We start from the raw sequence: 17,717 nt of genomic DNA on the forward strand, positions 1-17,717 counted from the left end.
ATGACGAAACTGAACCTGACCCGACGCAGCACGCTTGCTGCGGGCCTTGCTGTGGCCGCGGCGTTGGTCGCCGCATCACCATCGCGAGCGGCAGATTTTCCTGATCGGCAGGTGACGATGGTCGTCCCGTTTGCAGCCGGCGGATCGACTGACGTCGTTGCCCGCATCCTCGCGCAGAAGATGTCCGAGGATCTGGGCCAGCAGGTGATCGTGCAGAACGTCGCAGGCGCAGGCGGAAATCTCGGCGCAGGCAATGTTGCGCGCGCCGATGCTGACGGCTACACGATTCTGATGGGGACCGTCGCGACCCACGCGCTCAATCCGTTGATCCTGAAGTCAACCCCATACGATCCTGAAAGGGATTTTGCGCCGATCTCGCTGTTGGTCGTCGTTCCGAACGTTCTCGTCGTCAATCCCGAATTGCCGGCCAAAACGATCGCCGAACTGGTGGCGCTCCTCAAGGCCAATCCAGGCACATATAGTTATGCCTCCTCCGGCAATGGTACGCCGCTGCATCTATCCGGTGAGCTTTTCAAGGCAATGGCGGGAGTGGAAATGGAGCACATCCCGTACAAGGGGTCAGGCCCGGCGCTGAACGATGTCCTCGGCAATCAGGTTCCGATCATGTTTGACAACCTGCCGTCCTCGTCTGGCCACATCAAGAGCGGCACGCTGCGTGCACTTGCGGTCACCACCAAGGAACGCGCGCCATCCTTCCCCGATGTGCCGACCGTTGCCGAGACTGTTCCCGGCTACGAAACCTATACCTGGAACGCATTGTTCGCTCCCGCCGGCACCCCCGCGGATGTCGTAGCCCGTCTGAACTCGGCAGCCAACAAGGCGCTCGCCGATCCTGAAGTGGGCAAGCGAATGACCGAGTTCAGTGCCGTTATCGTGGGTTCCACACCGGAAGAGCTCGCTGCCCACGTCAAGGCGGAGATTGCCAAGTGGACACCTGTCGTGCGTGACGCCAAGATCGAGCTCGAATAGCCATCGCGAATCTTTTACGCCGTCTGCACAACGCGAACTGAATGTCGTGCGTTGGAAATCCGTCGCTTGTTGCTCGAAGGGTCGGAACTCCGAAAAGATCGTCGGTTGGCTGGTACTCTGCTCAGCGAATACCATTCTTCAGGCGTGCGTCAGCTTTGCGACCCAAAAGCAAACGCCACACCTGAGGGTTGGGACGGCGCCTTTGCCGACCGCCTGGAACATTTTATGGGGCTCAATACCGGCTAAACGTCGGCGGTTCGCGCAGGCAAGCACAATCGGTCAAAGTGCCTGAAGGCGCCGCTAGGAATTCCTTTCTGTTGCCGGAGTGGCGCGCTTGTTAACCTGAAAAATGAACTTGGAACACTCATGACAACCGTTACCAGTATATCGTCTACGATGACGGCCTCGTTCCTTGGTTCGCTGGTTGAAGTCGTAGAGGCTTTCACGATTATCCTGGCGGTTGGCGTGACGCAGGGTTGGCGGCCGGCTTTCCTCGGCACCGGCTTGGCGCTGGCGGTCCTGGCGATCCTTGTGCTCACGCTTGGACCACTTCTTGGGATGATTCCGATCGGGCTCATGCAGTTTGTGATCGGGACGTTGCTCATTCTGTTCGGAATGCGATGGCTACGGAAGGCGATCCTCAGGGCATCGGGCTTTATTGCTTTGCATGATGAGGAGAAAGCCTTCGCCCAAGAGACGAACAAACTTCGCATGCAGACCTCCGATCGCCGCGCAAATCTACTGGCTGCCATCACCGCCTTTAAGGCGGTTCTCCTCGAGGGGGTCGAGGTCGTGTTTATTGTCATTGCGACTGGCGCGGGCCGAGGAATGATCGGCTATGCAAGTGTTGGCGCCGTGGCGGCTTGTCTATTGGTTCTTGTCGTCGGTTTCGCTGTGCACAAACCCCTGTCGACTGTCCCGGAAAACAGCCTCAAGTTTGCTGTGGGAGTGCTCCTGAGTGCATTCGGAATTTTTTGGGCGGGCGAGGGGATCGGCGCGGAATGGCCGGGAGACGATCTGGCGCTGCTGCCAATCCTTTTGGTGCTCATCCTGGCCTCTTTCGCGTTGGTAAGAACGCTCCAACGCTATCATGCCTCTCACGTCAGGCAGGTCGTCAGATGAAAATCCTGAGGATGGCCATAAAAGAAATCGTCGGCATGTTCATCGATGACGGTGCCCTGGCGCTTCTGACGATCGCGCTGATCGCGTGCATCGGGTTAATGGTGAAGATCGAGGTGATCGGAGGACTGACAGGCGCCTGCCTGCTTTTCCTGGGATGCGTGTTTATTCTTGCTGAAAGTGTTGCTCGGGCGGCTCGACGCAAGGTGAAGGGGATGGTCCACACCCAAAGCCTCGATAGAAACCATGCGCCTGAGAGTGCGCGTCTACCTTGATTTTTAAGGAGACCCCGCTACGCGCCGCCTCTCCACTGTCAATCGTTGGTATCGGGATGCGTTGCTGCCTTCAGATCGGCAAGGCCACGATTGGCGTCCTTGTTGCCCGTCGCAGCCGCAGCCGTGAATATCCGCTCAGCGTCGCCGTACATACTCATACTCAAATAGGCATATCCGCGCAGCACCATCAGGTCGATCGGCTCCTGCCGGAGTTGTGCACGCTGATCGAGGTATATCAGGGTCTCGCGATAGCGCTTGGCGCCGAAGGCGGCGACGGCTCTGTCGGCCAAGATCGCGACCTGCAGTTCGGCCGCACGCTGTTGTGTCTGCGGCGCCTTCGTGGCCGCGACGGCGGCGTTGTTGGACAGACCGGCGCGTAAATACGCGAGGCTTTGGCCATAGGCTGCGTCTTCGCGTGTCTTGCGGTTCGGACTGGCCAGCGCCGCCTCGAACGCCTTTGCTGCCTCCATGGGGCGATTGATGTCCATCAGGCACCAGCCACGCGACAGCGCCGTTTCCGGATCGAGCAACTGCGCATTCACCGTGGTCGTGCATCCGCGCAGTTGCCGCGCGCCGCGGCGAACCGTTACCGTTTGCAGCGCGGGTTGGCGCGCGACCGGTGGGCTCGTGCCCTCAATTCGCTCGGTCGGGACCCTAACGATCTCCGGTGGCGAAACGGTTTCACCCTGCGGCACTGTCTCGCTGGGCGCTGGAAGCGGAGCTTGCGTGGCTGGCCGCTTGTTTGTTTCGCCCAGCTGCGCGATGCGCTCGGACTTGCCCGCCCACAGGCGCTGGATCTCAGCCACGCCCGCCCGATCCCGTAGCTGTTGGCGCGTGATGGCCAATCCGTAAGCAGACGGTTCGTCGTCCGGTTTCCAACGCAAGGCCGTCTCGAACCAGCGCGCCGCCGTCTGCGGTTGGTTGAGCGTACGGGCAAACCAGCCGAATTGCTGCGCCGTCGGGACGTATTTCTGCGCAATGACCTCTGCGGCGATACGCGAGAGCACCGCTTCGCTGAGGTTAGCCGGCGGCTGCAGGGCCATCAGGTTGGCTGTCGCTGCGAGATAGGTCGCGGTCGCGTCCTTGGAGGAGGCGCGCCACTTGTAGACCACTTCCTCCGCCTCCTGGGGCCTTTTCTCGGCGATTAACGCCAGCGCCAGGCCTTGGGAGGCAAGAGCCGTGTCGTCCTTCTCATGTGCTGCCCGGAACCATTTTTCCGCGTCCGCATAATTCTCCCGGCGAAGCTGGTACCAACCAAGCAGAAGGCTGTCGGCTGCAAGCCCTTCAGTTTCGGCGAGTCGTTGGACAATCTGGAGATAAGCCGGGGCCACGGCGAGATCGGGGTCGTCGTTACCAGCGGCGACAAAGCGGCGCGCCAAGTCGTTTCGAATGCTGTCGAATTCGCGGCCGCCGTTGCCGTCAGGACGTTCGAGCGCCAGGAGATCCTGCATTGTCGCGTAGGACAACAAAGCGGACGCTTTCTGGATGGTCGCCAGACGTTCCTGCGGATTGGTGCAGTTCTTCAGAATATAGACGTAGTCATCCCGGGCGCGGGGTGCGCGATCCGTCCTTGCAAACGCTTCTGCTACTCTCCAGAGCACGTCGATGTCGCTGCATGTCAGAAGGCTCGGCGTATTGGCGCCGATCTGAATGACGGTTGCGTATTGCTTCAGGTCGGAGGCATTGACGAGGCGCGCGCGGGCCTCGGCGACATCCAAGCGGTCAAGCAAATCCGGCGGCGGCTGCCATGCCGAGTCGGAGGCTTGCCGATCGGCAATGGCCTTGCGGAGTTCCGCATAGCGCCCCTCCGAGTACAGTTGCCACATTTGCTCCAACTGCGGGTCGCCTCCCTGGGGAACGGCCAGAGGATCGGCTGGCGGCACCCAGTTCGGGTAAAGCGCCTGCAGCCGCGCGATCTCCGCCTGCAGTCGCGCCTTGTCGCCGCGGCTGGCAAAATAGCGCAATGCGCTCTCGTCGACTTTTGGCTGCGCGGGCTTTGCTGGCGGGGCGGCGGTTGGCTGCTGCTGCGGTGCCTGGGCAACAACCAATAGGCCTCCGGTCACGCCGCTCTCTTGAGATGCCGGCGGCGGAACCGTGGTTGCTGCCTGCAACCGATCAGTAATGGCCTGGACGTCAATTTGCGGTTTTGAGCTGATCTCCGGCCCCTTGACGCGACCCATAAGCATGAATTGCGGTGCAGGCGCCTGCTCCGGTGCGAAGCCCAGCATCTCCTGTAGCGCTGCGCGATCCTTCAGGGCGGCCACCAGACCGGCCACCGCCACCGCAACAACAATTGCAACGGATGAGGATTTCACAGACACTCCGGATGCTTCTCCCCGATAAATGCCAACCCAAGTAGATGAAGGGTCGATGGATAGTAGAGCGATGGCTCAAATCGCTGCGACGACTCAGGCAGCTTCGTACCGTTTGTCACACAGGCCACGACATCGTTAACAATTCGATAACCGGGGTCCGGCAGCAGCGTTTTCGGCTTGCCGGACGCGAGGTCGATCGTCGCCGGCACGCCGTCCTCGGCGGTCATTCCCTCGCGTAATCTTGCCAGCAGAGCCTTGTCCGAAACTCCCGCGCGAACGAGGTAGAGCGGGATTCGCAGGCTATTGTATCCAAATTCAGCGTCGAAGCCGGCGGCGGGCTCCGGCATACGATTGAGGCTCACCCAGTCAGCGGGCAGCTTACGTGGGCCGAACTGCATAGCACGCAGCAGCGCCAGACCGTCGTCGGATAGTTTCTGCCAGGCGCTTGACGGCGCGAGCAGCGCCATCACCGGGATTGCTTCATAGACCCAGTAGGAGGGATTGATTATCGGGCCATCCTTGCGATCGGGAGAATCGAAACCGCTGGCGCCCGGCAGCAGCAGAGTGCGTCCACCCGAATTGATCACCAGGTGCGACAGTAGCGCCTGCGCCATCTTCGCTGCCGCCTCGATATATTCGCCCTTCTTCCAAGCTGACCCCGCAAGGGCCAAGGCATAGGCAATCAGGAGATCGCCATCCGACGCATTGTTGGTATCGGTGATGTGAGGCGTGACCGTGGGATCCCATTTCCAGGCGGCAAGGCCATCGTCGCGCAACAAGAGTTCGGTGCGGGTGAAATACCATATTTGCTCGAAGTCGGCGGGGCTGTTGGCAAGGTAAGCCAGGAGCAGACCATAGCCTTGACCTTCGCTGTGGCTGATATTGCCGTTTGCGTCATCGACAATGCGGCCGCTCGCATCGAGAAACTTCGCCTTGTACGCGCCCCATGCTTCCGGGGTGATCCCCGGACCTTGCGCCTGCGCGGACTGGCAGAAAGCGGCAACCGCAAAGCTTGCGGCACAGATCAGTTTTAGAAGTCTCTTCATTCGCGCCTACCCAGCCTGGAAAGCATGCCAGCCGTTGTCACTCCGATCAGCAGCGAAAGGACGACCAGGAGGAACGCGTAAGACAGGATGTTGGTCGACAACCAGTTTGCGGCAATCAGGCGGTAGTTTGAAATTGACCACGGCTGAGAGGTCACGAAGTCGAAGCGGCCAACCGGGACGCTGACGATCTTACCGGTCTTGCTGGAATAGGTGGTGATATGACCGGCGACCTGCGGCCAGTTGACTTGTGCGGTGAGTGCCTCGGCGCCTTCGCGCAGATCGGTGGCGGAGGGAGCCGTGACAACGGTCCAGGTCGATCCCCCTGCTGCGCTCTTGCCCTGAGCGATCAGGAAGCTCTCGGCGTTAGAAGGCGTGAAGACTTCTTCCGACCCTGGCACGAACTGCAGTGAGCTCAGCGAAATGTCGAAGTTGCGGCGTAGCCACTCCTGAAACGATGTGATTTGGCCGCGCCACACGCCGCCACTGACTTTCGAGCGCCAATCGTCGAAGCTCACCGAAGGTTCTGTCTGATTTGACTGCGTCGCTGCTGGAGGTTGCCAGGATGCCTGGCTGGTCGTCGCAATGTTCAGTTGCGTCAGCACGGCTGCCGGCATCTGCGAAATGGAGCCGATGAAAATTGCGTCCCGTTCGCCGATGGCACCCGGCGTCGCGGCCGGCTCCATGTCGAGCGGGCGGCCAGCAGCGACGGCCATTCGGCCGAGCAGCGTCGCGGTCGCAGACAAGGTGTCGCTATCAATCATGTCGATGAAAAGCGGCGTTGGCTGTGTCGCTCGATTATAAGGATATGCGGTACCGGACAGACCGGCAAGGTTCGGCCGCTGCCCGATCCGGGCAAAGTCCGGTATGTGAATCTCGCTGGTGTCGAAGAGTGCAAAACGCGGTGCTGCTCCAGCAGTCGTGCCAGGCACGCACACCTCGTCCTCCTTCGTCATCAGGATGGCTTCAAGCGACAACGTATTCAAGCCCGGCTTGAAATGCCGCATTGTCACGCGAATTGGCAGGTGCCGGAAGATGCCTCCACCTGTCGACGAGATCGGCACAGTCGAAGCAATGTTGCCATTGACATAGATGTCGATATGGCTGCCGGGCAGGATGTTTTGTGTGTAGGCTGCGTCCAGCAGGACGGTGGCATCGCCATAAGCGTTCGCATAGAAATCGGACGGCACGCCGATATTGAAATTGGTCCGGAAGCGGCGTCCGGAAAACTCCGCCGTCTTCACGCCGAGCTGCGAAAAGGTGAGGTTCGTGTCGGAGAGAACCAGCGGCGCATCCGGAGCACTCCAGCGCTGCGTTGCCAGCGTGTCGCGAACAGCCGTCGCGGGGCGGTCGGTAGGCGAAACGATCGTGTCGATCGCGGACGAAATTGCGGGCCAGGATGGGCCGCTGATCAAGAGAATCGGGGCCCCCGACTTCGGGTCCGTCACGAAAGAGGCCGACGGCGCCGTCTGGGCGGCCGGCGGCGGAGTGATGACTGGCTGGAGTTCGGCCGGCGTTCCCACGACAACGGTCATGCGCCCGGCTCCAGGCTGAGGAAGCGAGCTCGGGCTGAAGGAAAATGTCTGGTTCGGCATGCCGCTCAGAACCGCAAGTCCCTGCGCTAGGCGTAGCAGCGGCTTTGTTGTGCCTGGCTGCTGGAGCGCCGGCACGACGAGATTGAACTGCGTCCTGCCGGTTTCATCGACACCGATGGCGCGAATGGCATCCGTGCTGGAAAACTTGGCTGCCTCTTGCCCGCTGAAGCTTAGATAGGTCTTTGCGGGGTCGATGTCCGACCAAAGCTCATAGGTGGATTGAACAGTACAGTCAGTGCGGTGGCGCTGGGTTGCTTCAAATGTGAGGAGATTCGCGCCCGGTTGCAGCAGCCCTACGGGCACGTCGAAGGAAACGTTCGATGGTGCGTCCGAGGAGCCAATCTGCTGTTGTCCGACGATCCGATTGTTCAGAAGAACCGTCAGTTCAGACGCCTCCGGAGCAACGACGACAGCATTCTGATAGGAGAAATTGAACTTCGCCGGTGCTGCGGCCTGCTCCGGTGTGATGTAGACCGACCACGATTTGCGATCATACTCGCCATCCAACCCAAACTTGGTGAATGGAATAACAAATCTCCGGAGCGCATCGGCGGTTCGCTGGCGAACGGGTGGCGGCGCTTCTGCGGGCGCCGGGCCGACGGGTGCAGCAGATTGGGGGCGAGGTGGTTCCGCCTGCGCGGGCGACGCTGCCGGTGACGGCGCCGGAGATGGTGAGGCAGGTGCCATCGAGAACGGAGGAGTCGCGGGCGTCGCCGAGGGTGCCGGGCTCGTCGGTGCAACGGAGGTCTGTGGGACCGTCGCCGGTGCAGGCGCCGCCGGCAATGTCAATCTCGGCACCATTGGCGTGCTGCCTTGCTCGCGCTCGCCCGACATGTCGAAGGGCGCCGTCTGCGCATAGGCAATTGTTGAGGCGGCGAGAACGAACGCAGAGATCGATGCGATCTTCTTCATCAGCTGCCTGCCTTCGCGGCCTGATGTTGCCGCTCGCGCTCGGGCCTCATACTGCGGAAAAGATACACGAGGCCTCGGCTCGTCTGGTAGAGTGAAAGGCCGAGAAACCAGATCGTTCCGCGAATAAGACCAGGATTGTGGCGGCGTGCCTGCTGGAACTGCGTCCACTGGTCGGAGTTCGCAAATATCAGGTCGGCGATCAGCCGATGGTCGAGGGCATTCTTCGGAACATATTGGCAGCCAACGGCCAGAATCTCGCCGGAAGGCTGGATGTTTCGGACGATGAGCGGCAGCGTTTCGATGCTTGCGCCGCTGTGTGGCTGGAAACGAATTTCCCCCTCGGAGCCAATCACCATCGGGTCCAGCTGCTTGTTGAACACATGCAGCCGGGCGCCGTGTACCGACACATCCTCGATCGATGCAGTGTACCACTTACCGCCGACCCCGAATTCGCAGCGACGGTTCACCCGTACGCGGCGGGACGCGGCCCGCTCGCCACGTTCGGAAACGACTCCGAGGGCGCACCCGGCCATAATCAGGTTGATCACGTTCCAGCCGCCGACCACGAGGGTGACGTCTGCTTTGTACGGTTCGGCATAGATCCGATAGAATGTTACCGCCAGAGCGACCAGCTGTACGGCAAAGATGACGAAGAACGGTCGGCTGATCTCCGAGAGGCGGCTGACGGCAATGGACTCGTCCTTCGCCGTTACTTTGAAGGTTGGCTTTCGCGGATTGAGCATGACCGAAACCACCGCCGGGAGCAGGTGAACCGTCTGAACGTATTCGTAGAGTTCCGAGATCCACGGCCAGCGGAACGACCCATAGAGGTAGTTCTGCATCATCAGGTTCACCAGCATGTATGCCAACGTGTAGGCCAAGAACTCGCCGCCCGATGCCGTAAAGATCTCCAGATCAAAGAAGAGATAGAAAAGCGGTGCGAACAGGAAGATCGTGCGGGGAAACGGGAAGAGCCAGAAGAGCGTCGACGACATGTAGCAAAGGCGTTGGGGGACCGTCAGGCCGCGCTTCAGCAAGGGGAAGCGGAAGCGCAGAATTTGCATCATCCCCTGTGCCCAGCGGCTGCGTTGGCCAATGAAGCTTGCAAAGGTCGCCGGCTGCAGCCCGGCGATCAGCGGCTTGTCCACATAGATGCTGTTCCATCCGCTGCCATGAAGGGCAAGTGCGGTCTCGCAGTCCTCGGTGATGCTGATGCCGCTGAATCCCCCTTGGGATTCCAGTGCCCTCCGGCTGAGAACGGCGGCAGAGCCACAGAAGAACGCCGCATTCCATTTGTCGAGGCCACGCTGGATGATGCCGTAGAACATCTCGTTTTCGCTCGGCATTCTTTCGAAGGTTCGAAGATTGCGTTCTAGGGGATCCGGGTTGATGAAGAAATGCGGTGTCTGAACGAGGAACAGCTTCGGATCGTCATCGAAATAGCCAACAGTTTCGAGCAGAAAGTCGCGTGCTGGCGCGTGGTCGGCATCGAAGACGGCGATCAACTCGCCGCTCGAATGCTTCATTCCGTTGTTGAGGTTGCCGGCCTTGGCGTGTTCGTTTCGATCGCGCGTGAGGTAGCGAACGTCGAGATCCTCACAAAGCTTCCTGAGTTCGTTGTGACGCGCCACAGCCGCCTGGGCCTCGAGCAACTTGTTGGAGTTGCGCTTCTGTAAGGTTCCGCCGTCGTCCAGCAGCCAGACATGCAGTCTTTCGGCTGGATAATCCATGGCCTTCGCCGCGGCCAGCGTGTTGGCGAGGAGATGCGAATCCTCGTTGTAGGAAGGGACGAACACGTCGACATGCGGAAAACGCTCTTCCTTGCTCGCGCGCGATGGGCGCGGAGGCAAGGGCGTGGCTACGATGAACAGGCTGAGCGCCAGCATTGCCACACTGTACATTTCCGCAAGATAGAGCAGCAGACCGGGGATGAAGTTCTCCGGCTGGTTGATCGGCGGCAGTGTGTTGGTCGTGCGCCAATAGACATAGCGAAGAACAATTGAGGTGCCGAAGGCGAGGGCGATCAGCCTCCATGTGCCTTCAGCCTTCAACCCCTTGATGATCGCCATCACGGCGACAACGACAATGCTCGCGATCAGCTGGGTCTGCAGGTTCACTGGCAATGTGATCAACGCGATCACGCACAGAGAAACGATGGCCCACGTAATGATGCTTCGGGCTTTATGCATCAATATCCCTTTGACAATGCAGGCTGGGCGCTTGGGAACACCACAGCCCCTTCACGTCTATCTCTGGCACGCGGCCGTCATGGCCGAATCCCCTATACACTCTGGCAATGGCACAGTGACGCCGCTTGCCGTCACGGTTCTCTGTTGTGTCTGTTCGTTCGAAGGCGCTGCTGACATGTCTGGTTGCGGCTGACCGCTGGAGCCGTCCGGCAGTGGTACGCGAGGACCTGTCGGGGGCGGCAATTGCAGAGGGGCCTCTTCGGCTTTCGGCTGAACGCTGCGTACGCGAACGACACGAGATTGGATTTCCGGACGGGCAGGTTCATAGCCGAAGGCCATCGGTGTGTTCCTGTAGCCGCCCTCATCGGGATAGATCGGATTGCCGGGGCGCCCGAGTGTTGGATCAGCGCCATGCGGAAATCCAAACGGATTCCAGATTTCTCCATTGAGCGTCCCAACGATTGTGTAGCCGTACATGATGCCCAGCAACTGCCTTTCGGTTGCTCGTGCATCGCAAAGGCGCAATCGCACCTGGATCATTCCGAAGTTGCGCGCTTGTGTGTGGGCCGACCGGCTGGAGCGGATCTGCTGCCAGCCGTAAATGCACGTGTCGCCCGAACCGCTCTCGCCCGACGCGTAGCTGAACGGTCCATAGCTGTTTTGCAGATAGGTCGCCGATCGGGCCATCTGCACACCGGGCACGGCGGCAAATGCTTCGCGGATTATCCCGTTCTCACTGATCATCTGGTAGGAAGCGCTTCCGATGCCGGGATTGGCGCCCGACGCACCAAGGAACTGCACTTTAAGAAAATTCTGCCCGGACACGGAAGATGATGTGTAGAGCGAAATCATCTGCTCCGTGCCGTTGCCGCGCTTGTGTTCGACGACGCTGACAATCGAAGGGCCGCCTGGCGGAGGCAAGGCCAGTGCCCTTTCGGCGGGGACCGTTTCGGAAATGTTTGGTGAGCTAACATTTCCCGACGACTGACATCCGACCACGAGCCCGGCAAGCAATGCCAAGCCTAATGCCTTCAGCAGACTGAACGTTTTGGGTCGCCGCAATCGTCTTTCCTCACCTCCATACGCAAATTTCGCGCTGGACTTGCGAATCAACGACCCTTGGGGCCGCTACCTATGGTAAACGACGATTATGGTTAACCCAACGTTAATGTGCGGCGATAGTTGTCGGTAAGGTTGACTTCAACTCGACGGTGCAGTCAGTCCGGCGACAGGAAGGATACGAACTGTCACCGTTCTCGCGGGCGGACAACGGCCTTAGCGCCGCAACCTCAACTGAATGATAAAAGCGCGACCTCAAATTCAATTATAAGCTGTTGGCGACTTCTCTCAAGGTTGCAATAATATATACCCCTATTGTCGTAGTAAATGAATAACTATTAAGCATTTTACAACAAGAAGGCGCATGCTATTCTTAGAAATCTCTAGGTTTTTAGGGGTGATGTCGGGAATATTCTCGACATAACATACTTCGTTGCGTGCCGTTTTGTCTTAAGAGAGCCAAATGAGCGCGTTGCTTGTTTTTGGCGTGGGCCGCACGACTTGAAGACATAAAAACACAATCTGGAGGAGACATTCGATGTTTCGTACAGAGACGTGGCATCTCTTCGGCTTTTCCTAGAAGCCGCCGAGACATGGAGAGCAGGCAGTGGCTGGGAACCACCTTCGACCGCACGGTCGGACCGGGATGAAGGTAGCCTGAAACATTCATGAGAGGTGAAAACGCGGCAACAATGCCGCTGCATAGCTCAGGTGGACTGCGTTCTGAAAAATGACGCGGCCGGACGTGAAAGCTTTGGAAATTCGCCAAGCATTGGAGTGGGTCCGATGATCAATAGCTTTGGTGAAGATATCTGCTTGCCGTTGGTGCAGTTGATCTACGAAACCGTTGTGAGCCCGCCGGAGTGGGAAAAGGTCATAGCGGAGCTGATCGACATCACCAAGGCCGCGGCGGGAGCTGTCGTAGGCTTCAAGGGGGCGGAAGATCGGCGCGCGAGCGTGTTCGCAAAAGGCGTTCCGAAAAGCGCACTCTCCAATCCTCCGATGATTGCCGCATTGCATGCGGCAACGCTTGCCTTGGGGCAAGGAGCATTCCTGACGATCGATTTAAAGGCGAGGCTCAGTCCTCAATGGGAAGTACCCGTGCGAGACTGCTTTGGTACGGAAGGTTGCCTTCTGACGCTCGTTCTTGTCAAGGAAGGCGGACGCCGGATTACGCTGATGCTCCATTTCGATCGCCCAGGTCGAACCGAAACGGATAGAGCGGCCGAAATGCTGCAGAAATTGCTGCCGCATTTTCAGACGGCCTTTGCCATCCAAAAGGCGACCCTCCTGGAGCGGGAGAGGTCCGCGCATATGGAGAGCGCCTTCTTCAGTTCTTCCGCACCTTCGGCGATTATCACGGAAGACTATCAGGTGCGTCTCGCCAACGGTAGTTTCGAGAAATTTGTCGAGGCATCGCACCTGCTTGTCGAATACAGCGATTCGGCGATCGATTTCGTCGATACGGCCCTTCAGGATGAAGTTGCGCGTCTGATCGGCCTGGCGACATTGCACGGGCGTGTTCGGCACGTTGCCTGGGTCGAGGACAAGGTGAAGAATGTCAAATGGTTGGTAAGCGTCGATGCCCTGTCGGGGCGTGTAGGCCTCGGATCGCAATTCAAGAACGTCTTTGCCACCAACGAGCGTGTTTACATGCTGACGATACGCGAACTTGGTGGAAACAGTCTGTTGGCACCCGACACGATCAAGTCCATCTTTGGCCTGACCCCGACAGAGGCCGATCTCGCATATTGCCTTCTGAGGGGAGAAACGGCGTCGGAGATCGCGCGCCAACGTGGCGTCTCAAAGAATACGGTCCACAACCAGCTTGCCTCCGCGATGGCCCGCGTCGGGGTAAACCGGCAGACGCAATTTCTGCACTGCCTGTCGATGCTGTCCGCGATGTGCTGATCTCTGGCTCAGAAGCGCCAGGTCACGTTGACGGAGACGTTATAGTCGATCGCATGACTCATGCCGATCGTCGGCGATACACCGCCGCCGGCATCCGCGACATAGTCGATCGTCGGCACCTTGTTGACGAAGTTCACGCCGGTGTCCAAGCCGATCACGACGTTTTCCTTGGGTGCGTAGCGCAGCCCGGCGCCGAGGCCAGCAAGAAGACTGGCGTCGTCGCGTGTCTCGGAAATGAAGTCGAAGGGACCCGTCGTCATCGTTGGCAGAATTGCCGAATAGTGGCTTCGATAACGCGAATGCAGGTAGGCGCCGCCCAGCCTGGCGTCGAACGAAACACTGAGATCCGGCTGCAGGGCTTGGGTTACAGCCAGCTCGGCGATGGCACCGACATAGCGCGCGTCGAGTTCGTCGGTTTGCGTGAAGCCGACCTCAGGCACCACGATGCCCGGTTGATTGGCGGTTATACGGAGCGTTCTGCGAAAATCCACGTCGCGATCGATGGAGCGGTACATGGGGCCGAATTTAGGAGTAACCGTCCAGCCGCCCTGAAGATCGATCGGAGCGCCGAGAAGCAGTTCCTGATCGATCACGAAGGCATCCTCGCTGCGCTTGTCGATGAACGCGCTGCTGCTGAGGTCACCGGTCGCGGCCAGGGTAAAGCCGGTGTTGTCACCATAGGCTGCGTAGGCCGCGGCGCTCTGGGTCGAACCGTTAGTCAGGGTAGCTGCGAAAGACCCGCCGGTCACCCCCGTTTGGGATGCAAAGTGGGTCACACGCCCGCCCGCGGGCGACGAATCCGAGAGAAAGGTGTGACCCGTCGCGCTTGCACTGTCGGTAAACGTGACATCAGCGGTGGCGGTCGCGGGCAGCGTTCCTATAGGCGACGCGGTCAGTAGGCTCGGATCGATGCGACCGTTCGCCGAATTTCCTAAGCTGAAGTTCAGGGAATTTTGGCCGGCAAGGCTTGTTCGGTCGGTCGAGCTGGACGACAGGTCGGCGATACCGCCATTCCATTCCAGAAACAGGGGCTGCGAACCGATTTGCCCGAGCGGCAAATCGAGGCTGATGCCAAAGCCAATGCCATCGTCAATGACTCTGCTGTCGCCGGTTCCAAGAAAGTCGGGTCCCCGGGGAGCCCAGCTTGGCAAGCTGAACCAGTTGATACCGGTGCCGATCTGCACGCCTGTCGCGGGCTCGACACTCTGCGCCGTCGGCGCTGTTTTGATGTCATCGGCGACTGCAATCGATTCGCTGCTTGCAATGCTTGCCAGTGTCGCAACAAGGATAGCAGCCAGTTTGTGAGACTGAACGGCCCAACAAATCCGCATTCCCTATCACCTCGATATGGCCGCCGAAGCACGCCGGCACGACACACTGAGGTCTATTTCTATTATAATTTAGTATACAATCAATTAGCCTGGTTTCCTCCATTCGGAAGATCACCCGAACGGTGCATAAATGTCACGGCACCGACACGACGCAGAGTTTCTCGCCGCTCGGACCGTAAACCGTCAGCCGGGCGCTCCAGCCATTCGGCGACACGGAGACGGTTGAGCGCGAAAGCGCAAGCCGTCCCGGGTCATCCTTCTGGAAATCGCCGCCTTGAACGTTGCTTGAGGTGTTGCCATTGGCATTCGAGAAAATCTCGAACTGATAGCTTCCTTGGCCGCGACCGTCGCTTTCGATCGTCGGGACTAGGGTCATAGCGCCCCCTTTATCATGGTGCTCGATGATGCAATGGACGGGAGGGAGGGCAGCCATCATTGTAGGACTCCAAGGCAAAAGAGGCCAGCGGCGGCGCCGCTGACCTTCAAAGATACTCGACTAATGCTGGATGGTCACAGAGTTGTTGCCAACGCCGGACTGATAGGTCTGCGAGTTGTTGCCGCGGCCAAACTGCAGCGTACCAGAAACGTTTCCCAGGCCCTGTTGTACGGTAAGCGAGTCATTGCGGCGGCCGAACTGGGCTGTTCCGGATTCATTGAATGCGCCATGTTGAATGGTCGTCGAGTTGTTTCGAACGCCCACTTGGCCAGTACCGCTGAAGTTGCGGAAGCCACTCTGGAACGTACCGGCGCTGTTGCCCCAGCCGGTTTGGTCTGTGATGGATTCATTATCCGCTGCGAAGACAGCCGTAACTGATGAAAGCGCGAACACGGTTGCGATTACTAGGCCCTTGATTTTCATCGTATCTCTCCTCTTCCTCCCGTCGGGATTGACGGTTGAGAGACACTACCGCATCGCCAGTCGCGCGAGTGCTTCAAAGCTTACCTACCGGGAGAGGGAAGTCTCTAATTCAAGCAAGGCAATATGGTCCCTATTTGGCGAAACAGCGCAACCAATGATCTGTTGTGCCATCCCGATAGTGATCATCACCAGACGATTGGGACAGGAAGCAGCACGGAGATTTGAACCACAAATTGCAAACTCTGAGAACAGCGATCGGTTGGAACGTGTCCAATTCTTAGCTCCAACGTCGGAAGAGGGCGCTTGCGTTGACGCCACCAAAACCGAAGCCGTTAGTGATCGCATATTCCGTGACAAGTTCACGTCCCGACTTGCCGACAATGTCGAGCCCTTCGGCAGCGGGATCGGTTTCATCGAGATTGCGGGTGGGCGGCGCGATCTGGTCGCGCAATGCAAGGATCGTGAAGATCGCCTCAAGCCCACCCGCGGCGCCAAGCAGATGGCCGGTGGCGGACTTCGTCGCACTTATGGCAATCTCGCCGTTACGGCCGAAGACGGTGCCGATGGCCGCCATTTCGCCGCGGTCGCCGACGGGGGTGGATGTCGCATGAGCGTTGAGGTGCTTGATCTCCGACGGTGCTATCCGCGCCTGCCGGATTGCTGCCTCCATCGCCCGGCGCGCACCATCGCCGTCCTCCGGTCCCGCGGTCATATGGTAAGCGTCGGCCGCAGTGCCATATCCGACAAGCTCGGCCAGCGGCGTGGCGCCCCGGGCGAGAGCATGCTCCAGCGACTCGATAACCAGGATGCCCGCGCCTTCGCCCATGACAAAGCCATCGCGGCCGGTATCAAACGGACGCGAGGCAAGCTCCGGCCGATCGTTGAAGCCCGTCGAGAGTGCCCGCGCCGCAGCGAAGCCGCCGAGGCTGACTCTGTCGATGCAAGCCTCCGCGCCGCCGCAGATCGCAATATCCGCTTCGCCTGAGCGGATCAGCCGTGCGGCATCTCCGATCGCCTGCACACTGGCGGCACAGGCTGTGACGGGAGCGCCGAGCGGACCCTTGAAGCCATAGCGGATACTCACCTGGCCTGCTGCTAGGTTGACGAGGAACGACGGCACGATGAAGGGCGAGAGTCGACGAACGCCGCGCGTCTCAACTGTACGGACCGCATCCGTGATAGCGGGAAAGCCCCCGACGCCGGAGGCAATGATCGTCGCTGTGCGCTCCCGCGCGACCGTATCGTCAGGGGTCCATCCGGCCTGCCGGACTGCTTCGTCGGCAGCGCCCATCGCAAAGTGGATGAAGCGGTCCATTTTCTTCTGGTCCTTGGGCTGAATATAGCGGTCCGGATCGAATCCGCCTTCAGCGTCCTCTGCGGCCGATGGCACGACACCGCCGACCTTGGCGGAGAGGTCGCCGACGATGTCGTCGCTGAGAACCCTAAGCCCGGAGCCGCCGGCAAGCAGCCGTTGCCATGCCGTTTCAACGCCCGTGCCAAGCGGCGACACGAGTCCCATGCCAGTCACGACGATCCGATCCATCTGTCTTTTCCTTGTTAGGCATCGATGCCGAGATACCATGCCCTCGCGCGTGCAATGCGGTCGCGATCGCTTTCCGCAGCCGCCGGGCCGGGAAGCAGGCAGGTATTTCGAGGGGTAAGTTCTTCGCCGGTTTCGACGTCGACGAGTTTGGTATGCCGCTCCTTGCCGGAGGCAGAGTCGCCGAGCAAGAAGGCTAGATCTTCCTCCGGCACATGGCGGCGGCCCCACGAAAACAACGCCATCAGAACCGGAAAGAAATCTTGGCCCTTTTCCGTCAACACATATTCGTGCCGGGCGGGGCGATCGCTGTAGCGCCGTTTCTGGAGGAGGCCGGCCTCGACAAGATGTGCAAGCCGACGGGTGAGGATGTTCGGGGCAACGCCGAGGCTCTTCTGGAATTCGTCGAAGCGTGTGAGGCCCTGAAACGCATCGCGCAAGATCATAATACTCCACCAGTCGCCGACGCTGTCGAGCGCACGGGCCACCGGGCATTTGAAATTGGCAAAGCTTGTTCGTTGCATAATGCAAGCCACTATAAGAATGACTTCCATTATGCAAGTAACTTCTGGCGGAGCC

The 17,717-nt window shown here is 59.5% G+C and carries 14 protein-coding genes; 4 read left to right on the top strand and 10 right to left on the bottom strand.

From position 1 onward, the window contains the following. The 3 genes from FHT76_RS22655 to FHT76_RS22665 all read left to right on the top strand — a co-directional run bounded on the left by FHT76_RS22655 (position 1) and on the right by FHT76_RS22665 (position 2,384). Positions 1–990 (top strand): tripartite tricarboxylate transporter substrate binding protein, encoded by a 990-nt coding sequence (locus FHT76_RS22655; RefSeq protein WP_183863120.1) that lies wholly within the window; start codon positions 1–3, stop codon positions 988–990. A 366-nt stretch (positions 991–1,356) separates the two neighbouring features. Then, on the top strand, positions 1,357–2,112 hold the full coding sequence (locus tag FHT76_RS22660) for a COG4280 domain-containing protein (protein WP_183863122.1): 756 nt from the start codon (positions 1,357–1,359) through the stop codon (positions 2,110–2,112). A gap of 11 nt (positions 2,113–2,123) precedes the next feature. Next, positions 2,124–2,384, top strand: a complete 261-nt coding sequence (locus tag FHT76_RS22665; protein ID WP_310503123.1) for a hypothetical protein — start codon at positions 2,124–2,126, stop codon at positions 2,382–2,384. 38 nt (positions 2,385–2,422) lie between these two features. On the opposite strand, the gene FHT76_RS22670 is transcribed toward FHT76_RS22665, so the two are convergent. Genes FHT76_RS22670 through bcsN form a run of 5 tightly spaced genes read right to left on the bottom strand, consistent with a single transcriptional unit; the run spans position 2,423 to position 11,500 of the window. Further along, positions 2,423–4,699 carry a cellulose synthase gene (locus FHT76_RS22670; RefSeq protein WP_183863126.1) on the bottom strand — a complete coding sequence of 759 codons (2,277 nt, stop codon included), beginning with the start codon at positions 4,697–4,699 and terminating at the stop codon, positions 2,423–2,425. After that, positions 4,696–5,745 carry a glycosyl hydrolase family 8 gene (locus FHT76_RS22675; protein ID WP_183863128.1) on the bottom strand — a complete coding sequence of 350 codons (1,050 nt, stop codon included), beginning with the start codon at positions 5,743–5,745 and terminating at the stop codon, positions 4,696–4,698. The genes FHT76_RS22670 and FHT76_RS22675 overlap by 4 nt, the downstream gene beginning before the upstream one ends. Continuing rightward, positions 5,742–8,249, bottom strand: coding sequence for a cellulose biosynthesis cyclic di-GMP-binding regulatory protein BcsB (locus tag FHT76_RS22680; RefSeq protein WP_183863130.1), 2,508 nt, complete (start codon positions 8,247–8,249; stop codon positions 5,742–5,744). The genes FHT76_RS22675 and FHT76_RS22680 overlap by 4 nt, the downstream gene beginning before the upstream one ends. After that, positions 8,249–10,438: a UDP-forming cellulose synthase catalytic subunit gene (bcsA, locus tag FHT76_RS22685; RefSeq protein ID WP_183757715.1), complete on the bottom strand. Its 2,190-nt coding sequence runs from the start codon at positions 10,436–10,438 to the stop codon at positions 8,249–8,251. Before bcsA ends, FHT76_RS22680 begins: the two co-directional genes overlap by 1 nt. 57 nt (positions 10,439–10,495) lie before the next feature. After that, positions 10,496–11,500 carry a cellulose biosynthesis protein BcsN gene (gene bcsN / locus FHT76_RS22690; protein WP_183757717.1) on the bottom strand — a complete coding sequence of 335 codons (1,005 nt, stop codon included), beginning with the start codon at positions 11,498–11,500 and terminating at the stop codon, positions 10,496–10,498. 783 nt (positions 11,501–12,283) lie between these two features. Here bcsN and FHT76_RS22695 point away from each other — a divergent pair. Then, a complete protein-coding gene (locus FHT76_RS22695) occupies positions 12,284–13,408 on the top strand; it encodes a helix-turn-helix transcriptional regulator (protein ID WP_183863132.1) in 1,125 nt (374 codons plus the stop codon). An 8-nt stretch (positions 13,409–13,416) separates the two neighbouring features. Here the strand turns inward: FHT76_RS22695 and FHT76_RS22700 are convergent, their stop codons facing one another. From FHT76_RS22700 to FHT76_RS22720, 5 genes are all read right to left on the bottom strand, one after another. Further along, positions 13,417–14,739, bottom strand: coding sequence for a hypothetical protein (locus FHT76_RS22700; protein WP_183863134.1), 1,323 nt, complete (start codon positions 14,737–14,739; stop codon positions 13,417–13,419). A gap of 133 nt (positions 14,740–14,872) precedes the next feature. Further along, positions 14,873–15,175, bottom strand: coding sequence for a curli-like amyloid fiber formation chaperone CsgH (csgH, locus tag FHT76_RS22705; protein ID WP_183863136.1), 303 nt, complete (start codon positions 15,173–15,175; stop codon positions 14,873–14,875). Between the two features lie 60 nt (positions 15,176–15,235). After that, a complete protein-coding gene (locus FHT76_RS22710) occupies positions 15,236–15,598 on the bottom strand; it encodes a hypothetical protein (RefSeq protein WP_183863138.1) in 363 nt (120 codons plus the stop codon). A 277-nt stretch (positions 15,599–15,875) separates the two neighbouring features. Beyond that, a complete protein-coding gene (gene fabF, locus FHT76_RS22715; RefSeq protein WP_183863140.1) occupies positions 15,876–17,141 on the bottom strand; it encodes a beta-ketoacyl-ACP synthase II in 1,266 nt (421 codons plus the stop codon). Between the two features lie 14 nt (positions 17,142–17,155). Continuing rightward, positions 17,156–17,662: a helix-turn-helix domain-containing protein gene (locus FHT76_RS22720; RefSeq protein ID WP_183863142.1), complete on the bottom strand. Its 507-nt coding sequence runs from the start codon at positions 17,660–17,662 to the stop codon at positions 17,156–17,158. Positions 17,663–17,717: the final 55 nt, after the last annotated feature.

This window comes from Rhizobium sp. BK176 (assembly GCF_024808055.1).

Coding starts and splice junctions, on each gene's coding strand:
- FHT76_RS22655 (WP_183863120.1), top strand. CDS start 1: ATGACGAAACTGAACCTGACCCGACGCAGCACGCTTGCTGCGGGCCTT.
- FHT76_RS22660 (WP_183863122.1), top strand. CDS start 1,357: ATGACAACCGTTACCAGTATATCGTCTACGATGACGGCCTCGTTCCTT.
- FHT76_RS22665 (WP_310503123.1), top strand. CDS start 2,124: ATGGCCATAAAAGAAATCGTCGGCATGTTCATCGATGACGGTGCCCTG.
- FHT76_RS22675 (WP_183863128.1), bottom strand. CDS start 5,745: ATGAAGAGACTTCTAAAACTGATCTGTGCCGCAAGCTTTGCGGTTGCC.
- FHT76_RS22680 (WP_183863130.1), bottom strand. CDS start 8,249: ATGAAGAAGATCGCATCGATCTCTGCGTTCGTTCTCGCCGCCTCAACA.
- bcsA (WP_183757715.1), bottom strand. CDS start 10,438: ATGCATAAAGCCCGAAGCATCATTACGTGGGCCATCGTTTCTCTGTGC.
- FHT76_RS22695 (WP_183863132.1), top strand. CDS start 12,284: ATGATCAATAGCTTTGGTGAAGATATCTGCTTGCCGTTGGTGCAGTTG.
- FHT76_RS22700 (WP_183863134.1), bottom strand. CDS start 14,739: ATGCGGATTTGTTGGGCCGTTCAGTCTCACAAACTGGCTGCTATCCTT.
- csgH (WP_183863136.1), bottom strand. CDS start 15,175: ATGATGGCTGCCCTCCCTCCCGTCCATTGCATCATCGAGCACCATGAT.
- FHT76_RS22710 (WP_183863138.1), bottom strand. CDS start 15,598: ATGAAAATCAAGGGCCTAGTAATCGCAACCGTGTTCGCGCTTTCATCA.
- fabF (WP_183863140.1), bottom strand. CDS start 17,141: ATGGATCGGATCGTCGTGACTGGCATGGGACTCGTGTCGCCGCTTGGC.
- FHT76_RS22720 (WP_183863142.1), bottom strand. CDS start 17,662: ATGCAACGAACAAGCTTTGCCAATTTCAAATGCCCGGTGGCCCGTGCG.